This is a genomic window from Streptomyces sp. NPDC104202 (assembly GCF_055584185.1).
In genome coordinates this window covers 27,716-50,761 of sequence record NZ_JBVJMN010000044.1, presented here as the reverse complement: position 1 = coordinate 50,761, position 23,046 = coordinate 27,716, and the positions used below count along the sequence as shown (strand labels likewise).

19 protein-coding genes are annotated in these 23,046 nt (G+C 74.1%); 9 read left to right on the top strand and 10 right to left on the bottom strand.

Features of this window, described 5'->3' with window-relative positions; translation table 11 throughout:
* Nucleotides 1-334: 334 nt before the first annotated feature.
* From ACZ60W_RS25575 to ACZ60W_RS25565, 3 genes are all read left to right on the top strand, one after another.
* Nucleotides 335-1,678, top strand: coding sequence for a dicarboxylate/amino acid:cation symporter (locus tag ACZ60W_RS25575; RefSeq protein WP_469757702.1), 1,344 nt, complete (start codon nucleotides 335-337; stop codon nucleotides 1,676-1,678).
* Nucleotides 1,679-1,790: 112 nt separating this feature from the next.
* Nucleotides 1,791-2,435: a TetR/AcrR family transcriptional regulator gene (locus ACZ60W_RS25570; protein WP_469757701.1), complete on the top strand. Its 645-nt coding sequence runs from the start codon at nucleotides 1,791-1,793 to the stop codon at nucleotides 2,433-2,435.
* Between the two features lie 99 nt (nucleotides 2,436-2,534).
* On the top strand, nucleotides 2,535-4,415 hold the full coding sequence (locus tag ACZ60W_RS25565; RefSeq protein ID WP_469757700.1) for an AMP-dependent synthetase/ligase: 1,881 nt from the start codon (nucleotides 2,535-2,537) through the stop codon (nucleotides 4,413-4,415).
* Between the two features lie 3 nt (nucleotides 4,416-4,418).
* Here ACZ60W_RS25565 and ACZ60W_RS25560 read toward each other — a convergent pair whose 3' ends face one another.
* The 3 genes from ACZ60W_RS25560 to ACZ60W_RS25550 form a co-directional block, all read right to left on the bottom strand.
* Entirely contained in the window at nucleotides 4,419-5,072 is a 654-nt protein-coding gene (locus tag ACZ60W_RS25560) for a pyridoxine/pyridoxamine 5'-phosphate oxidase (RefSeq protein WP_469757699.1), read from the bottom strand.
* A complete protein-coding gene (locus tag ACZ60W_RS25555; RefSeq protein ID WP_469757698.1) occupies nucleotides 5,069-6,334 on the bottom strand; it encodes an FAD-dependent monooxygenase in 1,266 nt (421 codons plus the stop codon). The genes ACZ60W_RS25560 and ACZ60W_RS25555 overlap by 4 nt, the downstream gene beginning before the upstream one ends.
* Nucleotides 6,335-6,442: 108 nt before the next feature.
* A complete protein-coding gene (locus tag ACZ60W_RS25550) occupies nucleotides 6,443-7,615 on the bottom strand; it encodes a thiolase C-terminal domain-containing protein (RefSeq protein ID WP_469757697.1) in 1,173 nt (390 codons plus the stop codon).
* A gap of 184 nt (nucleotides 7,616-7,799) precedes the next feature.
* Between ACZ60W_RS25550 and ACZ60W_RS25545 the strand changes: the two genes are divergently transcribed.
* Nucleotides 7,800-9,002: an acyl-CoA dehydrogenase family protein gene (locus ACZ60W_RS25545; RefSeq protein ID WP_469757725.1), complete on the top strand. Its 1,203-nt coding sequence runs from the start codon at nucleotides 7,800-7,802 to the stop codon at nucleotides 9,000-9,002.
* On the top strand, nucleotides 9,003-9,473 hold the full coding sequence (locus tag ACZ60W_RS25540) for a nitroreductase family deazaflavin-dependent oxidoreductase (RefSeq protein WP_469757696.1): 471 nt from the start codon (nucleotides 9,003-9,005) through the stop codon (nucleotides 9,471-9,473).
* A 105-nt stretch (nucleotides 9,474-9,578) separates the two neighbouring features.
* Here the strand turns inward: ACZ60W_RS25540 and ACZ60W_RS25535 are convergent, their stop codons facing one another.
* Nucleotides 9,579-10,226, bottom strand: coding sequence for a TetR family transcriptional regulator (locus ACZ60W_RS25535; protein WP_469757695.1), 648 nt, complete (start codon nucleotides 10,224-10,226; stop codon nucleotides 9,579-9,581).
* Nucleotides 10,227-10,555: 329 nt separating this feature from the next.
* Between ACZ60W_RS25535 and ACZ60W_RS25530 the strand changes: the two genes are divergently transcribed.
* Entirely contained in the window at nucleotides 10,556-11,359 is an 804-nt protein-coding gene (locus ACZ60W_RS25530) for a VOC family protein (RefSeq protein WP_469757694.1), read from the top strand.
* A 127-nt stretch (nucleotides 11,360-11,486) separates the two neighbouring features.
* Nucleotides 11,487-13,919 (top strand): protein serine/threonine kinase AfsK, encoded by a 2,433-nt coding sequence (afsK, locus tag ACZ60W_RS25525; protein ID WP_469757693.1) that lies wholly within the window; start codon nucleotides 11,487-11,489, stop codon nucleotides 13,917-13,919.
* A 40-nt stretch (nucleotides 13,920-13,959) separates the two neighbouring features.
* Here afsK and ACZ60W_RS25520 read toward each other — a convergent pair whose 3' ends face one another.
* The gene (locus tag ACZ60W_RS25520) at nucleotides 13,960-14,559 is read right to left on the bottom strand and encodes a hypothetical protein (RefSeq protein ID WP_469757692.1); all 600 of its coding nucleotides are present in this window, start codon (nucleotides 14,557-14,559) and stop codon (nucleotides 13,960-13,962) included.
* Nucleotides 14,560-14,684: 125 nt separating this feature from the next.
* Here ACZ60W_RS25520 and ACZ60W_RS25515 point away from each other — a divergent pair, with 125 nt between their 5' ends.
* A complete protein-coding gene (locus ACZ60W_RS25515) occupies nucleotides 14,685-15,287 on the top strand; it encodes a hypothetical protein (protein ID WP_469757691.1) in 603 nt (200 codons plus the stop codon).
* On the opposite strand, the gene ACZ60W_RS25510 is transcribed toward ACZ60W_RS25515, so the two are convergent.
* Genes ACZ60W_RS25510 through ACZ60W_RS25500 form a run of 3 tightly spaced genes read right to left on the bottom strand, consistent with a single transcriptional unit; the run spans nucleotide 15,253 to nucleotide 17,605 of the window.
* Complete coding sequence (locus tag ACZ60W_RS25510; RefSeq protein ID WP_469757690.1) at nucleotides 15,253-16,029, bottom strand: enoyl-CoA hydratase/isomerase family protein; 777 nt, start codon at nucleotides 16,027-16,029, stop codon at nucleotides 15,253-15,255. The two genes, ACZ60W_RS25515 and ACZ60W_RS25510, sit on opposite strands and share 35 nt — an antisense overlap.
* A complete protein-coding gene (locus tag ACZ60W_RS25505) occupies nucleotides 16,026-16,457 on the bottom strand; it encodes a Zn-ribbon domain-containing OB-fold protein (RefSeq protein WP_469757689.1) in 432 nt (143 codons plus the stop codon). Before ACZ60W_RS25505 ends, ACZ60W_RS25510 begins: the two co-directional genes overlap by 4 nt.
* 5 nt (nucleotides 16,458-16,462) lie before the next feature.
* Nucleotides 16,463-17,605 (bottom strand): lipid-transfer protein, encoded by a 1,143-nt coding sequence (locus tag ACZ60W_RS25500; protein ID WP_469757724.1) that lies wholly within the window; start codon nucleotides 17,603-17,605, stop codon nucleotides 16,463-16,465.
* Nucleotides 17,606-17,709: 104 nt separating this feature from the next.
* On the opposite strand from ACZ60W_RS25500, the gene ACZ60W_RS25495 reads away from it, so the two are divergent.
* On the top strand, nucleotides 17,710-19,266 hold the full coding sequence (locus tag ACZ60W_RS25495; protein ID WP_469757688.1) for a FadD3 family acyl-CoA ligase: 1,557 nt from the start codon (nucleotides 17,710-17,712) through the stop codon (nucleotides 19,264-19,266).
* Between the two features lie 217 nt (nucleotides 19,267-19,483).
* Here ACZ60W_RS25495 and ACZ60W_RS25490 read toward each other — a convergent pair whose 3' ends face one another.
* The gene (locus ACZ60W_RS25490; protein WP_469757687.1) at nucleotides 19,484-19,687 is read right to left on the bottom strand and encodes a hypothetical protein; all 204 of its coding nucleotides are present in this window, start codon (nucleotides 19,685-19,687) and stop codon (nucleotides 19,484-19,486) included.
* A 223-nt stretch (nucleotides 19,688-19,910) separates the two neighbouring features.
* Complete coding sequence (gene afsR, locus ACZ60W_RS25485) at nucleotides 19,911-22,970, bottom strand: SARP-family global regulator AfsR (RefSeq protein ID WP_469757686.1); 3,060 nt, start codon at nucleotides 22,968-22,970, stop codon at nucleotides 19,911-19,913.
* Nucleotides 22,971-23,046: the final 76 nt, after the last annotated feature.

Genomic DNA, 23,046 nt, shown 5'->3' with positions numbered 1-23,046 from the left:
ACCCCGGACACCCCGGCCGGAGCTTCCAAGGCTCCCGCCTGGGGTGTTCTGCGTTTCGGAGGCGGGGAACGGGTCTCGCGCCCCAAAGAATGGCTTTGAGGTTCTCAAAGTTCAAGTGTTAACGTGTTCGGCATGACGACCGCAGTGCGCCCCTCTCCTGCCGCGAGCACCCCGCTCGTGGCGCGCCTGCACGTCGATCTCTGCCGCTGTATGTCCGCGGTCTGTTGCCGCGAGCTCTGACCTCCCCGGCATCATGCAGCGGCCCGCGCCCGAGCGCGTGCGCGCCGCACCCCCGTCCCCGTAGTGCCCCCATACGCACCTGTGGAGTGTGTCTGTGTCCGCGTCCGCGACGCCCGAGGCGAAGTCCCCGGCCTCCTCCCGCATACCGAAGGTCCCCTTCTGGGTCCAGATCATCGCCGGTCTGGTCCTCGGCGCCCTCCTCGGCTGGATCGCCCGCAGCCAGGACGTCTCCTGGCTGAAGGAGACCCTCGGCCAGGTCGGCGACATCTTCGTCCAGCTGCTCAAGCTGGCCGTCGCCCCGCTCGTCTTCTTCGCGATCCTGGTCTCGATCACCAACCTGCGGAAGGTGAACAACGCCGCCCGGCTCGCCACCCGCACCCTGCTCTGGTTCATGATCACCTCCCTGATCGCGGTCGGCATCGGCCTCGCGATCGGCCTGATCACCAACCCGGGCGCCGGCACCGGCCTCACCCCGCAGGACGGCAAGCTGCCGAAGCGCGAGGGCTCCTGGATCGACTTCCTCACCGGCATCATCCCGACGGACGTCATCACGCCCTTCACCGAGCTGAACGTCCTCCAGATCGTTTTCATGGCCGCCGTCGCCGGCATCGCCGCCCTCAAGCTCGGCGACCGCGCCAAGCCGATCCTCACCCTCTCCGAGTCGGTCCTGGAACTCCTCCAGAAGGCCCTGTGGTGGGTCATCCGCCTCGCCCCGCTCGGCACCGTCGGCCTCATCGGCTTCGCCATCGCCGACTACGGCTGGGACCTGATCGGCAAGTACGCGACCTTCACCGCCGACATCTACGTCGGCTGCGCCCTGGTCCTCTTCGGCGTCTACCCGCTGCTGCTCGCCACGGTCGCCAAGGTCAACCCGCTCCACTTCTACAAGGGCGCCTGGCCGGCCATCCAGCTGGCCTTCGTCTCCCGCTCCTCGGTCGGCACCATGCCGGTCACCCAGAAGGTCACCGAGCGCCTCGGCGTCCCGAAGGAGTACGCCTCCTTCGCCGTCCCGTTCGGCGCCACCACCAAGATGGACGGCTGCGCCGCGATCTACCCGGCGCTCGCCGCGATCTTCATCGCGCAGATCTTCGACGTGCAGCTCGGCATCGGCGACTACCTCCTCATCGCCTTCGTCTCGGTGATCGGCTCCGCCGCCACCGCCGGTCTCACCGGCGCGACGGTCATGCTCACCCTGACCCTCTCCACCCTCGGCCTCCCGCTGGAGGGCGTCGGCCTCCTCATGGCGATCGACCCGATCCTCGACATGATGCGGACCGCCACCAACGTGGCGGGCCAAGCCCTGGTCCCGGTGATCGTCTCCGCCCGCGAGAAGATCCTCGACCACACCGCGTACGAGAACGCCTCGGCCTCCCCGATCGACGACCTGGTCGAGATCGGCGAGACCGACCAGAAGGTCGCGGTCACGGCCGCCGCCTGACCGGAACGACGCGTACGGCTCCGTACGCCCGCGTGCCCCCTGCCCCCGTCCGGGCAGGGGGCACGTACGCTTTCGCGGGGCATCCAGAGGATCTTGGAGACGGGTGGGCGCCATGGCCGGTGGGGCGAAGGCGCGGCGGTTGCCGCGGGCCGTGCGGGAGCGGCAGATGATGGACGCGGCGGTGCGCTGCTTCGCGCGGCACGGATACCAGACGGCGTCCATGGACGAGATCGCGGAGCTGGCGGGGGTGTCGAAGCCGCTGGTCTACCTCTATCTGCACTCCAAGGAGGAGCTGTTCACCGCCTGCATCCGGCGGGAGGCCGGGGCGCTGCTCGCGGCCGTCGCCGCGGGTGTGGAGGACCGGAGCGTGTCGGTCGACGAGCGCTTGTGGGCGGGGCTGCTGGCGTTCTTCACGTACGCGGCCCGGAACCCGGACTCGTGGGTGGTGCTGAGCCGGCAGGCGCGGACCCAGGGCGAGCCGTTCGCGACGGAGGCGGCGCGGATGCGGGACGAGATCGCGGACTTCGTGGCGGGGCTGATCGGGGAGGCGGCCCGGGACGCGGAGGGGGGCGCGGAGATCACCGGCCGGGACGTGGCCGCGCTCGCGCAGGCGCTGGTCGGGTCGGCCGAGTCGCTGGCGAGCTGGGCGAACGAGACGCCGGGGGTGACGGCCCGGGAGGCCGCCGCGACGCTGATGAACTTCGCCTGGTCCGGTCTCGGAAACCTCATGAAAAGCGAGCGCTGGTCTCCCCGTTGAGCCTTACCGCGCAGTAAGGTTACCGGCTAGTCAGGGCCTCTCAGGGCGCAACGCACCGACGCACGACCTCAGTTCATCGCGATAACCGAGGAGCCGCACGTGTCCGTCGTCACCGCCGCATCCGGGACCGAACCGGTCGAACCGCGCAAGACACGGGTGGACGGAAGGGTGCGGGAGGTCTCCGCGGTCCCCCTCGTGCCCCCGGTGCGCCGCGGCTCCCTCGCCGACCTGCCGTACGACAACGCCCGCCAGGAGCCGGACACCCCGCTCTTCTCCCGCAAGGGGCCCGACGGCGCGTGGCACGACGTGACCGCCTCCGCGTTCGCCGCCGAGGTCCACTCCGTCGCCAAGGGGCTGATCGCCCACGGCCTGCAGCCCGGCGACCGGCTCGCCCTCATGGCCAGGACCACCTACGAGTGGACCCTGCTGGACTTCGCCGCCTGGGCCGCCGGACTGGTCACGGTCCCCGTCTACCCGACCTCCTCCGCCTTCCAGGCCCGCTGGATCCTCCAGGACTCCGGCGCCGCCGCCTGCGTCGTGGAGGACCCCGGACAGGCCCGGCTCGTCTCCGCGGAACGGCTCCGGCTGCCGGGCCTCGCCCACCTCTGGGTGCTGGACGCGGGCGCCGTCGACCAGCTCCGCCGGGCCGGCGCGCGGGTCGCCGACGAGGCCGTCACCGCCCGGCGGGGCCTGCTCACCCCACAGACCCTGGCCACCCTCATCTACACCTCGGGCACCACCGGCCGGCCCAAGGGGTGTGCCCTCACCCACGCCAACTTCTTCGCCGAGGTCGACAACGCCGTCCGGCTGCTCCACCCCGTCTTCGTCTCGGAGAGCAAGGAGCCCGCCTCCACCCTGCTCTTCCTGCCGCTCTCCCACGTCTTCGGACGGATGGTGTCGGTCGGCTGCGTCCGCGCCCGGGTCCGGGTCGGACACGCCCCCTCGGTCGAGGGCGACGAGCTCCTCGCCGACCTGGCGGGCTTCCGGCCGACGTTCCTCCTGGCCATCCCGTACGTCCTGGAGAAGGTCTTCAACTCCGCCCGCGCCACCGCCGAGCGCGGCGGGAAGGGCGCCGCCTTCGACCGGGCCGCCCGGATCGCCCGCCGGTACGGGCGGACGGCCGCGCCCTCCCTCGGCGTGCGGGCCGCCCGGGCGCTGTACGACCCGCTGGTCTACCGGCGGATACGGAACGCGCTCGGCGGCCGGGTGCGGTACGTGATCTGCGGCGGCTCCCCGCTCGGCGCCCCGCTCGCGGAGTTCTTCGCGGGGGCCGGCGTCGAGGTCTTCGAGGGGTACGGCCTGACGGAGACCACGGCCGCCTCCACGGTCACCCCGCCGCGGCGGCCGCGCACCGGCACCGTCGGCTGGCCGCTGCCCGGCACGTCCGTCCGGATCGCCGACGACGGCGAGGTGTGGCTGAAGGGCGGCCACGTCTTCGCCGGGTACTGGGACGCCCAGCGAGGGGTGGCCCTGCCGTACACCGACGACGGCTGGTTCCCCACCGGCGACCTCGGCTCCCTGGACGACGACGGCTATCTGCGGATCACCGGCCGCAAGAAGGACATCGTCATCACCTCGGCCGGGAAGAACGTGGCCCCGGCCCCGCTGGAGGACTGGCTGCGCGCCCATCCGCTGGTCGCCCAGTGCATCGTCCTCGGCGACAACCGGCCCTTCGTCTCCGCCCTCGTCACGCTGGACCACGAGGGGCTGACGCACTGGCGGCGGATGCGCCGCAAGGAGCACCTGGCGCTCTGGGAGCTGACCCGGGACGAGGAACTGCTCGCCGCGCTCCAGCGGGCGGTCGACGACGCCAACCGGCTGGTGTCGCGCGCCGAGTCGATCCGCGCCTTCCGGGTCCTGACCACCGAGTTCTCCGAGACCTCCGGCCATCTGACCCCCTCGCTGAAGCTCAAACGGCGGGCGGTGCTGCGGGACTTCGCCCGCGAGATCGAGGAGATGTACGCCGCCGGGGACGACTGACCCTCAGGGCCAGAGGAGTTCGCGGGTCCAGCCGCCGGGCGTGCGGCGGTAGCGGAGGCGGAGGTGGCGCCGGCGGGCGTCGCCCTGGAAGAACTCGACCTCGGCGGGGTCGAGGACGTACAGCGTCCAGGTGGGGGCGGCGGCGTCCGGTTCGGTCTCGGCGCGGTGCCAGGCCGCCTCGCTCGCGGCGGCGAGGGTCCCGGGGGAGTCCAGGACCTCGCTCTGGCGGCCGACGAGGGCGGCGGCGAGGGCTCCGGTGGTGCGGGCGTGGAGGTCCGCGTACGCCTCCTCGGGGGTGCCGGCGGTGACGTGGCCGCGGACCCGGACCTGGCGGCCGCGGTCCGGCCAGTAGAAGCCGATCGCGGCCTCGGGGCGGGCGGCGAGCTGGCGGCCCTTGGCGCTGGTGGCGTGTGAGGCGAAGTGCCAGCCGCGCTCGTCGGCGTCGTGCAGCATCACCGTGCGCACGTCGGGCCTGCCGTCCTCGTCCACGGTGGCCAGGGAGAGGGTGTGCGGCTCGTTCTGGCCGGCCGCGACCGCCTCGGTGAACCAGTCGTGGAAGAGGGCGAGGGGGGCGGCCGGGGCGTCCGCCGGGTCGAAGGAGGGCAGCTCGGTGTCCCAGACCCGCAGGGAGCGGAGGGCGGCGTGGAAGTCGGTCATGCGGCCACGGTAGGGCGCGGGGCGGCGGAGCCGGCGGCCGGCGGGGCGTAGTCCTCGATCGGGACGGCGTTCGCGGCCGCCTGGATGCCGTCGCGGATCTTCTTGGCGATGAGGTTCTTCCAGGGGGTCTTCGGCAGGGTCCGCACCATGAACATGCGCAGGGCGATCTTCCAGCGGGTGTCGACGGTCATCTCCTTGACGAAGCCCTCGGCCATCCGCTGGTTCTGCTCGACGCCGGGCCGCATGCGCTCCTCGTAGCGGGCGAAAGCCACGGTGTGGTCGCCCTGCGCCCGGGCCAGTTCGCCGGCGAGGACGTACGCGCCGGTCAGGGCGAGACCGGTGCCCTGGCCGGAGGCGGGGGAGGAGCAGTGGGCGGCGTCGCCGAGGAGGACGACGCGCCCCTTCGACCAGCGGTCCATCTCGACCAGGGACATGGAGTCGAGGTAGAAGTCGTCGGCGTCCGCCGCGTGCCCGAGGAGCCGGGGGATCTCCCAGCCGTCGCCCGTGAACCGCTCGGCGAGGGCGCGCTTCTGTGCGGTGACGTCCCGGGGGTCGTGGGGGAGTTCCCCGGGCGCGGAGAAGACGAAGAGGTTCTTCGCGTCGGCCTCGCCGGCCGAGCTGTAGACGCAGACCAGCTTCCCGGGGAGCGCGTGGTAGGTCTCCCAGCGGTCCAGGCCGAGGTGGTTGGGGGCGGTGAAGATGGAGATGTAGGCGCCGAGGTGGCGCTTGTACCGCTCCTCGGGGCCGAAGGCGAGCCTCCGGGTGTGGGAGTGCAGTCCGTCGGCGCCGACGACCAGGTCGAAGCGGCGGACGGTGCCGCTCTCGAAGGTGACGGTGACGCCGTCCGCGTCCTCCGCGAGGGAGGCGATCGAGTCGCCGAAGACGTACTCGACGTCGTCGCGGGTCCGGTCGTGGAGGATCCGGGCGAGTTCGCCGCGCATGATCTCGTCGTCCTCCTCGACGCGGCCGCCGAAGATGTCCGCGGGCAGTTCGCCGATGGTGCGGCCGGCGTCGTCGACGTACGAACCGCCGCGCATGTCCGTGGACCTGGCGCGGATCTCGTCGAGGACGCCCATCCGGCGGCAGACCTCGATCGCGGTGCCGCGGATGTCCACCTTGTAGCCGCCGGTGCGGAGTTCGGGGGCGCGCTCGACGACGGTGGGCACGAAGCCGTAGCGGTGGAGCCAGAGGGCGAGGGCGGGGCCGGCGATCGAGGCGCCGGAGATCAGGACGGTCTTGGCGGCGGTCGTGGTGGTGTTCACGGCAGGACTCCTTGTCGGGTGTCTGCGGGCCGTTTCCTGCCCGCGGACATGACTATACGGATGTCCTACACGCTTGTCTATGACGGATGTATAGATCCGTGGGGGTGCTCAGTCGCGCCCCAGCACCACCGTCCCCGAGGAGCAGAACCAGCCGCCCGTCCCCGACGCCACCGCCAGCTCCGGCAGCGAGCCGTCCGGCCGTCGCACCTGGAGTCCCGGGGCCTCGCCGCGCAGCTGGCGGACCGCCTCCACGAGCAGGAACAGCCCGCGCATCCCGGGATGGCAGGCCGAGAGGCCGCCGCCGTCCGTGTTCACCGGCAGCCGGTCCTTCTGCGCGAAGAACGCCCCGCCCTCGCCCTTCGCGCAGAACCCCAGGTCCTCCAGGGTCACCAGGGTCATGTAGGTGAAGGCGTCGTAGACCTCCGCGACGTCGATGTCCGCCGGCGTCACCCCGGCCCGCTCGAACGCCAGCCGGCCGCTGACCGCCGCGGGGGAGACCGTGAAGTCCTCCCACTCCGACATCGTGGTGTGCGAGACGTGCTCGCCCGCGCCCAGCACCCAGACCGGGGGCGTCCGGCAGTCCTGGACGTACTCCTCGGCGACCAGCAGCACCGCGCAGCCGCCGTCGCTGCGCAGGCAGCAGTGCAGCTTGGTGAAGGGGTCCGCGATCATCGGGCCGCCGAGCACCTCGTCCACGGTGACCGGGTCCCGGAACATCGCCTCCGGGTTGAGCGCCGCGTTCGCCCGGGCCTGGACGGCGACCTCGGCGAGCTGTTCCAGGGTGGTCCCGTGGTCGTGCATGTGGCGGCGGGCCGCCATCGCGTACTTCGCGATCAGCGTGTGCCCGTACGGGACCTCGAACTGGAGCGGGCCGCGCGCGCCGAACGAGAGGTTCGCGGTGCGGCGCCGGGCCCGGATGTCGGCGCGTGCGGTGGAGCCGTAGACGAGCAGGACCGCGTTGGCCCGGCCCGCGGCGATCGCGTCGACGGCGTGCGCCGCCATCACCTCCCAGGTGGCGCCGCCGACGGCGGTCGAGTCCACCCAGCGGGGGCGCAGCCCCAGGTACTCGGCGACCTCCACCGGGGCGAGGGTGCCGAGCCCCGCGGAGGCCAGGCCGTCGATCAGCGAGCGGTCGAGGCCGCTGTCCGCGAGGGCGCGGCGGGCGGCCTGGGCGTGCAGGGCGTAGGGGGTGGCCTCGTCGACGCGGCCGCAGTCGGAGAGGGAGACCCCGGCGACGGCGACGCGGCGCGGGCCGCGGGGGGTGCGGGAGGCGGTGGACATAAATCTGACGGTACATCAGATAAAGCGAATCCGGACCCGCGTCGCTCTGGGCAACCCGCCCCGTACGCCCCTAGCATGACGCACCGTCAGATACGGAGGGAGTCCCATGGACGCGCCCGGCACCACCCCGTCCGACAGCGGCCCGCCCGCGGCCGGCCCGCCCGCCGGCGGCCCGCTCGCCGCGATGCCCGCCGCCCCGCTCGCGGCCCCGCTCACCGAGGAGCAGCAGGAGATCCGCCGCACCCTGCGCGACCTCCTCGCCGAACGCGCCGGACCGCACGAGAACCGCGCCGCCGCCGCCACCCCCGAGGGATACGACACCGCCCTGTGGGACCGGATGTCCGGCACCCTCGGCCTCGCCGGCCTCGCCCTCCCCGAGGAGTACGGCGGCGTCGGCTGCGGCCCCGCCGAACTCGCCCTCGCCTGCGAGGAGACCGGCCGCGCCCTCGCCCCCTCCCCGCTCCTCGCCACCGCCGTCCTCGCCGCCCCGCTCCTCGCCGCCCTCGGCACCCCCGACCAGCGCGCCGCGCTCCTCCCGTCCCTCGCCGACGGCAGCCTGACCTGCGCACTCGCCGTCCCCGGCGGTTCTCTCGCCCTCGCCCTCGGACTGACCGGCGACAACACCGCGGAGGGCTGGTCGGGCGGCGGCCGGGCCGGGGGCATCCAGGCCCGCCCCGCCGACGACGGCTGGCGGCTGTACGGCGAGGCCGCCCAGGTCGTCGACGGCCACAGCGCCGGGCTCCTCCTCGTCGCCGCCCACACCGGCGGCTTCGCCCGCAGCCGCACCCTGCTCTTCCTCGTCCGGGCCGAGCCCGGCACCCCCGGACTGGTCCGCACCCGGCAGCCCACCCTGGACACCACCCGCACCCAGGCCACCGTCCAGTTCCGGGACACCGCCGCCGAACTCCTCGGCACGGAACCGGCCGACGTCCTCGGCGCCCTCGCCACCGCCGGCCGCGGCGCCGCCGTCATGCTGGCCGCCGAGGCGGTCGGCTCGGCCCGGGAGACCCTGGACCGGACGGTCGCCCACGTCGGCTCCCGCGAGCAGTTCGGCCGGCCCGTCGGCTCCTTCCAGGCGGTCAAGCACCGCCTCGCCGACCTCTACGTCCAGGTCGAGGCGGCCCGCTCGCTGACCCACTGCGCGGCGCGCGAACCGGGGCCCGGGCCGGAGAGCGGACCCCTCGCCCTCGCCCACGCCCTGGAGGCGCTGCGCGCGACCGCGGGGGAGGGCATCCAGCTCCACGGCGGCATCGGCTTCACCTGGGAGCACGAGGCGCACCTGTACTTCAAGCGGGCCGCCTCCGACGAACTGCTCTTCGGGCCGGTCCGGCGCCTGCGCGCCCGGGCCGCGGAACGGACCGGACTCTTCGGAGAGGTGGCGGCGTAGATGCCCGTCGGAGTGAAGCTCGTGCAGAAGGTCTCCTCGACCCGGGCCTTCGCCCGGGTCGCCCCCCACGTCATCCCGGCCATGGACCGGACCGTGCACCGGCTGACCCGGGGAAGGGTGCTGCTCAGCGCGCGGATGCTGCCCGGGGTGATCCTCACCGCCCGGGGCGCGAGGACGGGGCTGCCCCGGGCGACCCCGCTGGCCTGCATGCCCGAGTCGGACGGCGGCTGGCTGCTGATCGGCTCCAACTTCGGCCGTCCCGGCCATCCGGCCTGGACGGCGAACCTCCTCGCCCACCCGGAGGCGCAGGTCAACTGGCACGGCGAGGACGTCCCCGTCCGCGCGGAGCTGCTCGGCGGGGAGGCGCGGGCGGCCGCCTGGCGGTCGGCGCTGGAGTTCTGGCCGCCGTACGCCGCCTACCAGGCGCGGGTGGAGCGCGAGATCCGGCTCTTCCGGCTGACCCGGAGGTGAGGCCCCGGGGGCCCGCCGGTTCCGGACACGGCGACGCCGGCGGCGGTCCGAGGGGGCGGGCCGCCGCCGGCGTCGACGACAGGACGGGTGAAGGGAGGGACGGGGCTATCTGGTCGGCTTCTTGCCGGTGATGCCCAGATGCACCAACAGGGCGAGGTTGGGCTTGAGTTCGGCCTGCTTGACGCCCCAGGTCTGGAAGCCCTTCTGGTGGCCTGCGACCGAGGCCAGCATCGCCACCAGGGAGCCGGCCATCGCGGCGGGGCTGACGTCCTTGTCGACCTTGCCCTTGGCCTGGAGCTCCTTCACCGCGTCCGTGAGGGAGTTGGTGACCGAGTTCAGGATCTTCATGCGGATCTTGTAGAACCGCTTGTCCCCCTCGGCGGCGCCGAGGTCCACGACCCGCAGGATCGCGTCGTGCTTCCGCCAGAAGTCCAGGAAGCCTTCGACGAGTTCCTCGGAGGTCTGCCAGCCGGCCTTGCCGACCCAGGAGCGGCCGGAGACCAGTTCGGTCAACCCGGCGCCCTCCTTGGCCATTTCCTCCGCGATCTCGAGGACCGCTCCCTCGACGTCCGGGAAGTACTGATAGAACGTCGCGGGTGAAGTACCCGCCTTCCGGGCCACATCGATGACCTTGACGTCCCGGTAGGGCGAGGAGCTGAGCATCTCACCGAGGCAGTCGAGCAGCTTCTGCCGCGTCGCCTGACCGCGTCGTCCGGCCACGCGGCCGTCGACGGTGCGTACTTGTCCTGTCATGCCGTCAGCTTACCGAGGGGCGATCCACGCGCGATTCGGCCGAGTGCAAATGGGTCGCGGGCCCGTTCCGGGGGCGTTCTGCGAGGTCGGCGCGGGTCCGTGGGCCGAGGGGGAGGGGCGGGTTCAAGCCAGTTTGTCGGCCTCCGGGTGCGGGCCGGGGCCGGCCCGCACCCGAATAGGCTTATGAACAGCCTGTGGACAACTTCGGTGGACAACCCAGGTATCCCAAGGGTCGTACGGGTGTAAAGGGCGCATAAATCGTCACTTTGTTCGCACCCTGCGGGTGCGCGGACCGTGCGGGGGTGCCCCCGCCGTCCTAGCGTGGAGGAATGGCCGTACGCATTGAGGGCACCCCGTGCTGGGTGGACGCACAGCTCCCCGACCTGGAAGCCGGCAAGCGCTTCTACGGCGAGCTCTTCGGCTGGACCTTCGACGCCGACCGCGACGAGGCCCTCCTCGACGGCCGCCGCGCCGCCGGACTCGTCCCCAAGCGGGACGGCCGCATGCCCACCACCTGGACCCTCTACCTCGCCACCGAGGACGCCGGCACCCTCGCCGCCCGGATCAGGGCGGCCGGCGGGCAGATGGTCATGGACCCCTACCCCGTCGGGCCGTTCGGCGTCCTCGCGCTCGCCGCCGACCCCGGCGGCGCCGTCTTCGGCCTCCGCCAGGCCGGCGACGACGACGGCTTCGCCGTCACCGGCGAGCCGGGGGCCTTCTGCTGGATGGAGGTGTACACGCGCAGGCCGGACGCCGTGGACACCTTCTACGCCACCGTCTTCGGCTACCTCGGCCGCCAGGCCGACGCCGCAGAGGAGGGCAGGGACGCCTCCTTCGACTACCGCGTCTGGTCGCCCCCCGGCTCCCGCCCCGGAGACGACAGCGCCTTCGGCGGCCGCGCCGTGATCACCGACGACTTCCCCGCCGAGATGCCCGGCCACGTCCTCGTGTACTTCGCCGTCCAGGACTGCGACGAGGCGTGCGCCGTCACCGAGCGCCTCGGCGGCCGGGTCGCCACCCCGCCGTTCGACACCCCCCACGGCCGCATCGCCGTCCTCCACGACAACCAGGGCGCCCGTTTCGCGGTGCTCGCCGAGCCGAGGACCCCCGCGGAACCCCCTCGCGGGAGCTGACCGCCCGCTGCCGATATGACCTGTGACACCCCGATCCGCCCCCGGGTTCGCAACCGGGGCCCCGGACAGGAAGAATCAGGGCCACGGGGCCGTACCCTCATGGCCCGTACGGGGAGGTGGCAGGCAAGTGGAACAGCTGACGCAGCACGACCCGAGACGTATCGGGCCCTTCGAGGTGCTGGGCCGGCTCGGCGCGGGCGGAATGGGCCTGGTCTATCTGGCGCGGTCGGCCTCGGGCCGGCGCGTGGCGATCAAGACCGTGCGCACGGAGCTCGCTGAGGACCAGCTGTTCCGGGTCCGCTTCACCCGCGAGGTGGAGGCCGCCCGGGCGGTCTCCGGCTTCTACACGGCGGCCGTCGTCGACGCCGACCCGCGTGCGGCGGTGCCCTGGCTGGCCACCGCGTACGTGCCGGCGCCCTCCCTCGAAGAGATAGTGAACGAGTGCGGGCCGCTGCCGGCCCAGGCGGTGCGCTGGCTCGCGGCCGGCGTGGCCGAGGCCCTCCAGTCCATCCACGGCGCGGGCCTGGTCCACCGCGACCTGAAGCCCTCCAACGTCCTGGTCGTCGAGGACGGCCCCCGGGTGATCGACTTCGGCATCGCGTCGGGCGTCTCCAACACGCGCCTGACCATGACCAACGTCGCCGTCGGCACCCCGGCCTACATGTCGCCCGAGCAGGCCAGGGACTCGCGGAGCGTCACCGGCGCCAGCGACGTCTTCTCGCTCGGCTCGATGCTGGTCTTCGCCGCCACCGGCCACGCGCCGTACCACGGCGCCAACCCGGTCGAGACCGTGTTCATGCTGCTCCGCGAGGGCCCGGACCTGGAAGGACTGCCCGAGGAGCTGCGGCCCCTCATCGAGTCCTGCATGCAGATGGACGTCACCCGACGGCCCACCCCGGCGGACCTCCAGGCGCAGCTGGCCCCGCACCTCTTCGGGCCCGGCAGCGACGACAGCGGTACGGCGTCGGCGTGGCTCCCGCACAGTGCCACGGCGATGATCGAGCGGCGCCGCGGCGGCGGCCGCACCCCGGTCCCGCCGGTACCGGCCGACCCGCCGGACGCGTTCGCCGACCCGCGGTTCCGCGACCGGTCCCCGGGCGGCTCCCGCCCGCCGGCCCCGGTCGGCGGAAGCGGCCGGCCCGAGCCCGTCGGCGGCCGGCACGCGGGTCCCGCCGCGTCCGCGGGCGGCCCCGTGCGGCTCGGCGGGGCGACGGTGCCGATCGGTCCCGGCCCCCGGGTCGCCGACACCCGGGCCGCGCTCGCCGTCGGCCGGGGCGCCGACGCGGGCCCGGCGACCGGCTGGATCCGTCCGCCCGGCGGCGGCCCGCACGGCGCCGAGCCCGGCCCGCCGCCCGGCTCCCGTCCGCTGAACGTGCCCGCGCAGGGCACCGACCAGGGCACCGTCCCGCACCCGCCGGAGCCCGGACCCTGGCGGCCGTGGCGCTTCCGCATGTCGAACGACGTGTGGGGGACGCCGGTGGTCGACGGCGACCTGCTGTACGTGACCTCCTTCGAGGTCCACGCCCTGGACACGGGCAGCGGCCGGCGCCAGTTCAAGACGCGGGACGTGGCCTGGTCGATGGCGGTCGCCGGCGGCCGCATCCACGCCTCCGACGGCCCCACGCTGTACGCGCTGGACGCCACCGACGGCGGCGAGCGGTGGCGGCTGCACACGGACGCCTGGGTGTACTCGCTCCAGGTCGACCGGGGCACGGTCGTCACCGGCACGCGCGGCGGCGGGGTCCAGGGCTGGGAGGCGTCCAACGGCGCCAAGCTGTGGGAGGTCACCGGGGCGCAGACGGACTTCGAGACCCCGGAGGCGGGGCCCGCCGTGCACGGCGACACCGTGTACGTGTGGCGGGAGGCCCGGCTCCAGGCGCTCGACGCCCGGACGGGCGTGGAGCGCTGGTCGTACCCGATCGGCGACGCGGCCTCCTGCGCCAACGTGCCGGTCCGGGTCGCCCCGGCCGAGGACGGCTGCGTGTACGTCTCCGCCGGCACCCGGGTCCTGTCGATCGACATCGCCGCCGGGCACGTGCGCTGGCACTTCGAGGCGCCCGCGGTCTTCCTCTCGCCCCCGGCGTTCGCGCCGGGACCGGCGGTCACGGGCGGCGGGGTGTACCTCTCCGACCACCTCGGGACGGTGTACGCGCTGGACGCCACCACCGGCCAGGACCGCTGGCGGATCGCGACCGAGCCCCGCCAGTCGGCGGAGCCGGTGCTCGTCGCGGACGGCAACGTCCACGTCGGCAGCGGCAGCGCGCTCTACACGCTCGACGCGGTCACCGGCACCCCGCGGTGGCGGTTCGCGGCGGGCGGGGAGCTCGTCGGCTCGCCGGTCGTCGCCGACGGGCGGGTCCACTTCGGGTCGGCCGACCACGTGCTCTACACGCTGGACGCGAACGGCGGCCAGCTCCGCTGGAAGCTCGCCACCGGCGGCGAGATCACCGGCTCACCGGTGGCGAAGGGCGGCGTCGTGTACGCCTGCAGCAAGGACCGCTGCGTGTACGCCCTCGACGCGGTGAAGGGCACGGCGACCGGCCGGGGCTCCGGACGGTAGCGGCGGAGCGGAGGACAGCGGCGAACCCGTCGCCGACGGCCTAGGCCCTCGGCGGCGGGTTCTCGCGTTCCGGGTCCGGGGCCGGCACGTCGAAGGTCCGCGTCGCCGCGTACGGGGCGGAGGGGAGCGTCGGGCCCGCCTGCGCGTCCGGGGCCACGGGGGGCGCGTCCGGGTCGTCGGGGGTGGGCCGGGCCGGCCGGTGCGCGGGGTCGATCCGGTGCCGGCCGTGGCCCCTGCCCGACATGACGAGCGCGCCGACGAGCAGCAGGACGCCGCCGCCCAGGGCGTTCGCGACGCCGTCGCCGAGCCCCCGGCCGTCGCCGGAGATCACGAGGCTGCCCTCGGCCTGACCGACCCGGACCATCCACAGGACGGTGAAGCCGAGCACGAGGACGCCGGCGAGGGCGACGAGCAGCCGGGAGCGGAGCACCACGCCGACGAGGGCGAGGAGGGCCGCGAAGGCGAACGGCAGCAGGATCGAGCCGAGCACGTGGGACGTGGTGCCGGTGATCCCGGTGAACAGCTCGTCGAGGGCGTAGTCGCGCCCGTGACGGCCGTCGTACCAGGCACGGAAGGGGCTCCAGACGGCGGCCGTCGCTCCGGCGAGAGCGAGGACGGAGCCGACGACGTTGCGGATCATCGCTGCGGCCTCCCGTCGCTCCGGCTCTCGCTCCCGACGCTACGCCGGGTGCGGGGGGCCCGCCACGCGGCGCCGGGCCATCCCCTAGGGTGGCGCGGACACGACAGAAGGACGGTGGGGCGGCGATGGTACGGACGCGTCTGAAGCTCGCGGCGACCCTGACGGTGGTGGTGCTCGCGCTGACCGGTTTCCACTCCGGCAAGGGCGGCCACGGCAGCAGCGGCGGCAGCGGCAAGAGCAAGAGCGGCAAGAGCCGGAGCCACTCGGGGTCCGACGACGACTCGGGCGGCGGCTGCTCCAGCGACGAGAAGAGCAACGACGACTACAGCGGCTCGGGCGGCGGCTCCACGCCCACGGCGAGCCCCTCGCCGTCCCGGGCCGAGGCGAAGGTCGAGGTCCTCGACTGCGTGGAGCCGGGCCGCAAGAAGCGCAAGGGCAAGCCGGCCCGCGCGGCGGACACCACCGCGACCCTGCGCATCACGTCGAGGGCCTACGACACGGTGTCGTTCCGGGTCACCCTGGAGTTCAAGGGCGCCTCGGGCTCGGCGGTGGACTCCGCCGAGACCGTCGTCACCGTCGGCGGCGGGGAGACGAAGACCTTCGAGATCGCGATGAAGAACCCGAAGGCCGTCGACCGGGTGAAGAACTGCTGGGTCTACGACGTGCGCCAGGACGCCGCCGCGACCCCTGCCCCTACCGCGTCCGGTGCCCCTTCGCCCTCGTCGTGAACAGGCCGGCCTGCCGGTCCGCCGGCAGGTTCCCGAGACTGACCAGGTGCGGTGCCTGCGCGAGCGCCTGGGCGCGGGTCGCCTCACGGGTGGACCACAGCGCCCGGACCGTCCCCTGCACGGCCTCCGTCGGCTGGGAGGCGATGACGGCGGCCGCGCCGCGCGCCGCGGCCAGGGCCGCGCCGTCCGGGGTGACCTCGCTGACCAGCCCCGTCTCGTAGGCCCGCCGGGCCGAGATCCGCTCCGCGCCGCCCATCAGGACCATCCGGGCGACCTCCCCGAACGGCATCCGCTGCGCCATGTGGACGGTCTCGAAGGCGCTGACCATCCCGTAGGTGGTGTGCGGGTCGAAGAACTCCGCGCTCTCCCCGGCGACCAGGAACTCGGCCTCGCCGAGCAGGTAGAAGGCCCCGCCGCAGGCCATGCCCTCGACGGCGGCGACCACCGGTTTCCACAGGTCGTTCGCCTTGGGGCCGATCGTGAGGAGCGGGTCGTCGATCGTGTAGGGCGACGAGGGCTGCGGCACGTTCCCGGCGTCCGCCCGGTCGATGCCGGTGCAGAAGGCCCGACCGCCGGCGCCGGTGACGACGATCGCGCGGACGTCGTCGTCGTAGCGGAACCCGCGCCAGACGGCGGCGAGCTCGCGGGCCATCCCCAGGGTGAGGGCGTTGTGCCGGGCGGGCCGGTCGAGGGTGACCACCGCGACCCCGGACCCCTCGTCGCGCTCGACCCGGACGCTCATCCGCGCTCCAGGAGCCAGCGCGGGACGGCGACGCCGTCGATCTCGGTGAAGGCCACCCGCACCGCGGCGCCGATCCGCAGCCTGGCCGGGTCGACCGAGTCCAGCGGGGCGTCCGGGGCGGCGACGACGTTGCCGACGAGACGGATGTGCGGGGCCTCGTCGAGCTCCACGAGCACCGCGTTGTACGGGGCCTGGTCGGCGTAGTCGGGCAGCAGCGGCGGGTGCGGGAGCACGTACGACCAGATCCGGCCCCGGCCGGACATCGGCCGCCACTCGCTGTCGAAGGAGCGGCAGTGCGGGCAGCAGGGGCGGGGCGGGAAGCGGAGGGCGCCGCAGTCGGGGGCCGCGCAGGCCTGGACGCGGAGCTCGCCGCGGGCGGTGTACTCCCAGAAGGGAGCGCCGTCCTCGTCGGTGACCGGTGTCAGCATCTGGATCAGCTCCTCAGCAGGATGGCCGATGTGGGGACGCCCTCGCCCGCCGTGACCAGGCAGGTGGCGGCGTCGGGGACCTGGGCGGTGGAGGTGCCGCGGAGCTGCTTCACGCCCTCGTTGATGAGGTTGAAGCCGTGGACGTACGCCTCCGAGAGGCCGCCGCCGCCGGTGTTGAGGGGGAGCCGCCCGCCGATCTCCAGCGCCCCGCCCTCGGTGAAGGCGGCGCCCTCGCCGCGCCCGCAGAAGCCGTAGCCCTCCAAGGAGAGCGGCACCAGGGGGGTGAAGGCGTCGTAGATCTGGGCGACGTCGACGTCCTGGGGGCCGAAGTCGGCCTGCTTCCACAGGTGGCGGGCGGCGGTCCAGGCGGGCCCGGAGAGCGGGTCGTCGTTCCAGTAGTTGACCATGCCGTGGTGCTGGGCGGGCAGGCCCTGGGCGGCGGAGTGGACGTAGACGGGCTTCTGCCGGCAGTCGCGGGCCCGTTCGGCGGAGACGATGACGCAGGCCAGGGCCCCATCGGTCTCCAGGCAGTTGTCGAAGAGGCAGAGGGGCTCGCTGATCCAGCGGGCGGTCATGTACATCTCGCGGGTCAGCGGGCGCTCGTACATGATCGCGGCGGGGTTCTGGTTGGCCCGGTTGCGGCAGGCGAGGGCGACGTTGAAGAGGTGGTCGCGGGTGGCGCCGTACTCGTGCATGTAGCGGCGGGCGAGCATGCCGATCTCGTCGGCGGGCCGCAGCAGCCCGTAGGGGCGGGTCCACTGGCCGGGGGTGGGCAGCTGGACGGCGGTGTTCTTCCAGGGGCGGGGGCCCGAGCCCCGCTTCCGGGACCGCCAGGCGACGCCGACGCTCGCCTGTCCGGTGGCGACGGCGGCGGCGAGGTGGCCGACGGTGGCGCAGGAGCCGCCGCCGCCGTAGCCGACCTTGGAGAAGAACGTGACGTCGCCGGCGCCGATGGACTTGGCGACCTCGACCTCGTCGGTCTCCTCCATCGTGTAGGAGGCGAAGCCGTCGACCTCGCCGGGGTCGATCCCGGCGTCGTCGAGCGCGGCGAGGATGGCCCGGCAGGCGAGGGCCTTCTCGGTCTCGGGCAGGTGTTTGGCGAAGGCGGTCTGTCCTATTCCGACGATCGCTGTGGCGTCCTTGAGCACGTCGACCTCCGCGTACGACAGCAACGACAGGCAGGGGCGGTACTACTGACAGCGCGTCAGGCTACCTCTAATCTGACGGATAGTCAGCTAAAGGGAGGGTGGGTATGCGCGGCGACCTGGAGTGGGGCACGATCCCCGGTCTCGTACGAGCGGCGGCCGAGCGCTACGGAGCTCGGGAGGCCGTCGTCGACGGCCGCGTCCGCGTCACCTACGCCGAACTCGGGGAGCGCGTCGAACGCGCCGCGGCGGCCTGTCTCGCCACCGGCCTGCGCACCGGCGACCGGGTCGCGATCTGGGCCCCCAACACCCTCGACTGGATCGTCGCCGCCCTCGGCGCCGTCACCGCCGGAGCCGTCCTCGTCCCCCTCAACACCCGCTTCAAGGGCACCGAGGCGGCCTACGTCCTCCAGCGCTCCCGGGCCCGCCTGCTCTTCGTCACCGGCACCTTCCTCGGCACCTCCTACGTGGCCTCCCTGCGCCGCTCCGGCGTCGGCCTGCCCCACCTGGAGAAGGCCGTCGTCCTCGGCGACACCGCCCCCGACGCCCCGGAGTGGACCACCTGGAAGGCGTTCCTCGCCGAAGGCGACCGCGTCCCGGCCGCCCGGGTCCGCGCCCGCGCCGACGCCCTCGACCCCGACGCCCCCTCCGACATCGTCTATACCTCGGGCACCACCGGCCGCCCCAAGGGCGCCGTCATCAGCCACGCCCAGAGCCTGCGCTGCTACGAGGTCTGGTCCGACCTCGCCGGCCTCCGCGAGGGCGACCGCTACCTCGTCGTCAACCCGTTCTTCCACACCTTCGGCTACAAGGCCGGCATCCTCGCCTGCCTCATGCGCGGCGCCGTGATCGTCCCCCAGTCCGTCTTCACCGTCGACACCGTCCTCGCCCACATCGCCGCCGAACGCATCACCGTCCTGCCCGGACCGCCCACCCTCCACCAGTCGCTCCTCGACCACCCCGCCCGCACCGCCCACGACCTCACCTCGCTCCGGCTCGTCGTCACCGGTGCGGCCGTCGTCCCCCTCCGGCTCGTCGAACGCCTGCGCACCGACCTCGGCGTCGGCACCGTCCTCACCGCGTACGGCCTCTCCGAGGCCAGCGGCATCGTCTCCATGTGCCGCCGCGACGACCCGGACGCCACCGTCGCCACCACCTCCGGCCGCCCCATCCCCGACACCGAGGTCCGGCTCTCCCCGAGCGGCGAGATCCTCGTCCGCGGCCACCACGTGACGCGCGGCTACTTCGAGGACGACGAGGCGACCGCCGCCGCGGTCGACGCCGACGGCTGGCTCCACACCGGCGACGTCGGCGTCCTCGACGAGGCCGGCAACCTGCGCATCACCGACCGCCTCAAGGACATGTTCATCGTCGGCGGCTTCAACGCCTACCCGGCCGAGATAGAACAGCTCCTCGGCCTCCACCCCGACATCGCCGACGTCGCCGTCATCGGCGTCCCCGACCCGCGCCTCGGCGAGGTCGGCAAGGCCTTCGCCGTCCGCCGCCCCGGCTCCAGGGTCACCGCCGACGACCTCATCGCCTGGTCGCGGCGCGAGATGGCCAACTACAAGGTGCCCCGCGAGGTCGAGTTCGTCGCCGAACTCCCCAGGAACGCCGGCGGCAAGGTCGTCAAGGGCGAACTGCGGGCCCGCGCCACCCGCTGAACCCCGGGCACACGGGAGGAGGGGCCGGGCAGATGCCCGGCCCCTCCTCGTGCGGTGGTCCGACCGCGTCGCGCACGGGCCCTGCCCGGACGGATCCCCCCTGGTTCCGCCGGACGTCCCCCGAGCCCGTGTGCTTCCCCCGTCGGCCGGACCTCCCCGGTCGGCCCCGGCGGCTCCCCCGATGGCGCCGCCGCGGCCTCTCCCCGTCGGGAATGGCTTAGCTGGCCGGCTCGGACGTGGCGTGCAGGTCGTCCGTGGTGGCCACCGGCGGCTTCTGCTCGCGGGTGAGGATCTTGTCCGCGATCGCGTTCGCGGGCTCGGACGTGGCGTGCAGGTCCTTGGTGACGATCTGCTCGCCGCCGCCCGTGGCGTGCAGGTCCTGCGGCTTGATGATCGGGTCCTTGGCGTCGAAGTCGCCCATGGCGGTCCCCTCCTGAATCGTGGCTTCGCGTGCTGGTGGGTGGAGCCCGCCCGGCTGTTCCCCCGAGGACGGTCGGGCGGGCTCCGCTGGGCCGCTCACCCTAGTGCCCCTGGGTGATGACCTCACCGGCGACCCGCCTGCCCCCCGACGCGACGGATCGATGAGGAGAACTCTGCCGGGGCGCGATAAACGAATGATGAACGACCCCCGGAGGGAACCGGGTTCAGGCCGCCGCCCGCGCCGCCAGCAGCGCCCTGACCTCGGACGCCTCCGGAACGGCCAGCTCCTCGTAGATGTCCAGCGCCTCCTGCCAGCACACCTGGGCGCGGCCCGACTGCCCGATGCCCGCGAGCGCCCGGCCGAGCACCGTGAGCACCTGGCCCCGCCGCCAGTCGCCGCCGATGCCCCGCAGCACCGTCAGCGCCTTCTCGGCGCACGCCGCCGCGGCCCCGTAGCGCCGGGCCGCGATGTCGACCTCGGCGATCCGGAAGAGGCTCATGCCCTCCCACAGCCGCTGGCGGCAGTCCATGAAGACGGCGAGCGCCTCGCGCAGCCGCTCGCCCGCCGCCGCGAGCTGCCCGCTCTGGGTGAGCGCGAGCCCCAGGGCGTACCGCCCGTTCGCACCCCGCAGGGCGTGGCCCATCTCGTCGTACATGTCGACGCCCTGCTGCGCCATCCGCGCGGCGTCCTCCTGCCGGCCCGTGGCCAGCCGGATGCGGGAGAGGTTGCAGAGGGCCGCGGCCTCGCCCGCGCGGTCGCCGGCCCGGCGGAACTCCTCTATGGCCAGGGTGAGGTGCCGGTCCCCGTCCTCGTAGCGGGTCTGGTAGAGCGCGATGGCGCCCCGGGCGTTCGAGGCCCAGCACGTGGGCAGCGGGTCGTCGACGGACCGGGCCATCCGGACGACCTCCTCGGCCTCCCGCTCGGCCTGGTCGAAGCGGCCCTGGTGGTGGTGGACGTAGGCCAGGGTCAGCGCCGCGCGGCCCTCCGCGCGGACGTCGCCGGCCGTGCCCGCCGCCGCCCGCAGCGCCCGCGCGACCGCCTCGTACTCCCGGGAGTTGGCGCCCGACTCCGCCAGGTCGAGGGAGGCCCACAGCAGGTCCACGCCGCGGCGCAGGGTGGCCGGGGACGAGGCGGACTGGCGGACGGCGGCCAGGAGGCAGTTCGCCTCGGCGTACAGCCAGTCCTCGGCCGTGTGGCGGTCGGTGAAGGCGAGCCCCTGGTAGGCGGTGGGGGCGAGGTGGTCGACGAGACGGTCGCCGGGGCGCTCGATGGCGTACACCCGGGCGGCCGTCGAGAGGTAGAAGTCGAGGAGCCGGGAGAGCGCGGCCTCCTTCTCCGAGGGCGGCTGCTCGTCGCGGTCCGCGCACGCACGCGCGTAGAGGCGGACGAGGTCGTGGTAGCGGTAGCGGCCGGGGGCGGCGGACTCCACGAGGGAGGTGTCGACGAGGGCCTCCAGGAGGTCCTCGGTGTCCCGGAGGGGCAGGTCGAGGACGGCGGCCGCGGCGGCGAGGGAGATGTCGGGGCCGTCGGCCAGGCCCAGCAGGCGGAAGGCGCGCGCCTGCGCCGGTTCGAGCTGCCCGTAGCCGAGCTCGAAGGTGGCCTTGACGGCGAGGTCGCCCGCCTGGAGTTCGTCGAGGCGCCGGCGCTCGTCGGCGAGCTTGGCGGCCAGGACGGAGACCGTCCAGGTGCGGCGGGCCGCCAGGCGGGAGGCGGCGATGCGGATGGCGAGGGGGAGGAAGCCGCAGGCGGCGACCACGTCGAGCGCCGCCTCCCGCTCGGAGTGGACCCGCTCCTCGCCAACGATCCGGGTGAAGAGCTGGAGCGCCTCCTCCGGGGACATGACGTCCAGGTCGACCAGGTGGGCGCCCGCCAGGTCGACCATCCGGATGCGGCTGGTGACCAGGGCGGCGCAGCCCGCCGTGCCGGGGAGCAGGGGCCGGATCTGGGCGGCGTCGCGCGCGTTGTCCAGCAGGACGAGGACGCGGCGTCCGTCGAGGGTGGAGCGGTAGAGCGCGGCCCGCTCGTCCAGGGAGGCGGGGATGGCCCCGTCCGGGGTGCCGAGGGCGCGGAGGAAGGAGCCGAGGACCGTCTCGGGCGCGGCGGCGCGGTTGCCGGCGCCCTGGAGGTCGACGTAGAGCTGGCCGTCGGGGAAGTGCGGCCGGGCCTCGTGGGCGACGTGCACGGCGAGCGTGGTCTTGCCGACGCCGCCGATGCCGGCGAGGGCGGAGACCGCCATGACGTGCCCCTCGGCGGTGGCGAGCCGGCTGCCGAGCTCGCGGACGAAGGAGGCGCGACCGGTGAAGTCCGGCACGGTCGCGGGCAGTTGGGCGGGGCGGGCGACGGGCGCGGCGGCCGGAGCGGTCTCCTCGACCGGGCGGGCGAGTTCGGCGTCCGCCTGGAGGATGCGCTGCTGGAGGCGGGAGAGTTCGGGGGTGGGGTCGACGCCGAGCTCGTCGGCGAGGAGCCGGCGCGTGTCGGCGTAGACCGCGAGCGCCTCGGCCTGCCGTCCGCTGCGGTAGAGGGCGAGCATGAGCAGCTCGCGGAGCCGCTCGCGCAGCGGGTGCGCGGCGGTGAGCGCGGTCAGTTCGGCGACGGCCTCGGCGTGGGCGCCGACCTCCAGGTCGATGTCCAGGCGGGTCTCCAGGAGGGTGAGCCGCCACTCCTCCAGGCGGGTGCGCTGGGTGTCGGCGTACGGGCCGGGCACGGAGGCCAGCACCTCGCCGTCCCACAGGTCCAGGGCTTCGGCGAGCCTGGTCCGGGCGCCGGCCCGGTCGCCGCCGGCCCGCAGCTTCTCGGCCTCGGCGGCGAGTTCCTGGGCGGTGGTGACGTCGAGGGCCGCGGCGGGGGTGCGCAGGGCGTAGCCGCCGGACTCGCTGACCAGGACGTCGGGGTCGAGGGCCTTGCGCAGGCGCGAGGCGTAGGTGCGGACGGCCGCGAGCGCCTGGGAGGGGGATTCCTCGCCCCAGAGCGCGTCGATCAGTTCGTGGGCGGTGGCGGTCCGGCCGCCGCGCAGGAGGAGGGCGGCGAGCAGGGCGCGCTGCTGGGGGGATCCGGTGGGCACGGGTTCGCCGTCCCGCCAGGCCCGCACGGGCCCGAGCACGGCGAACCGGAGCCGGCCGGGGGCCGGTTCCGCGGCCGTCGTGGTGTCCGCGGCCGCTGCCTCGCCGGCCGCCGTGGTCGCGCCCCGGGACGCGTCCGCGTCCGCGGTCGCCGCGTCCGTGGCCGCCGGGCCCGTCTTCGGAGCCCGCTGCACCGGAACTCGCGGCCCGTTCTCACGGTCCATCGCTCCCCCTGCCCGTACCGCTGGTTTCGCCCAGGACAGTCTGCCTTGTCCGGAGGGGCTCCGTCAGCATCGGGTC

Bases quoted from the DNA above. Each gene is read 5' to 3' on its own strand.
- ACZ60W_RS25570 (WP_469757701.1), top strand. From the start codon at position 1,791: ATGGCCGGTGGGGCGAAGGCGCGGCGGTTGCCGCGGGCCGTGCGGGAG.
- ACZ60W_RS25560 (WP_469757699.1), bottom strand. From the start codon at position 5,072: ATGACCGACTTCCACGCCGCCCTCCGCTCCCTGCGGGTCTGGGACACC.
- ACZ60W_RS25550 (WP_469757697.1), bottom strand. From the start codon at position 7,615: ATGTCCACCGCCTCCCGCACCCCCCGCGGCCCGCGCCGCGTCGCCGTC.
- ACZ60W_RS25545 (WP_469757725.1), top strand. From the start codon at position 7,800: ATGCCCGCCGCCCCGCTCGCGGCCCCGCTCACCGAGGAGCAGCAGGAG.
- ACZ60W_RS25540 (WP_469757696.1), top strand. From the start codon at position 9,003: ATGCCCGTCGGAGTGAAGCTCGTGCAGAAGGTCTCCTCGACCCGGGCC.
- ACZ60W_RS25535 (WP_469757695.1), bottom strand. From the start codon at position 10,226: ATGACAGGACAAGTACGCACCGTCGACGGCCGCGTGGCCGGACGACGC.
- ACZ60W_RS25530 (WP_469757694.1), top strand. From the start codon at position 10,556: ATGGCCGTACGCATTGAGGGCACCCCGTGCTGGGTGGACGCACAGCTC.
- ACZ60W_RS25520 (WP_469757692.1), bottom strand. From the start codon at position 14,559: ATGATCCGCAACGTCGTCGGCTCCGTCCTCGCTCTCGCCGGAGCGACG.
- ACZ60W_RS25515 (WP_469757691.1), top strand. From the start codon at position 14,685: ATGGTACGGACGCGTCTGAAGCTCGCGGCGACCCTGACGGTGGTGGTG.
- ACZ60W_RS25510 (WP_469757690.1), bottom strand. From the start codon at position 16,029: ATGAGCGTCCGGGTCGAGCGCGACGAGGGGTCCGGGGTCGCGGTGGTC.
- ACZ60W_RS25505 (WP_469757689.1), bottom strand. From the start codon at position 16,457: ATGCTGACACCGGTCACCGACGAGGACGGCGCTCCCTTCTGGGAGTAC.
- ACZ60W_RS25495 (WP_469757688.1), top strand. From the start codon at position 17,710: ATGCGCGGCGACCTGGAGTGGGGCACGATCCCCGGTCTCGTACGAGCG.
- ACZ60W_RS25490 (WP_469757687.1), bottom strand. From the start codon at position 19,687: ATGGGCGACTTCGACGCCAAGGACCCGATCATCAAGCCGCAGGACCTG.
- afsR (WP_469757686.1), bottom strand. From the start codon at position 22,970: ATGGACCGTGAGAACGGGCCGCGAGTTCCGGTGCAGCGGGCTCCGAAG.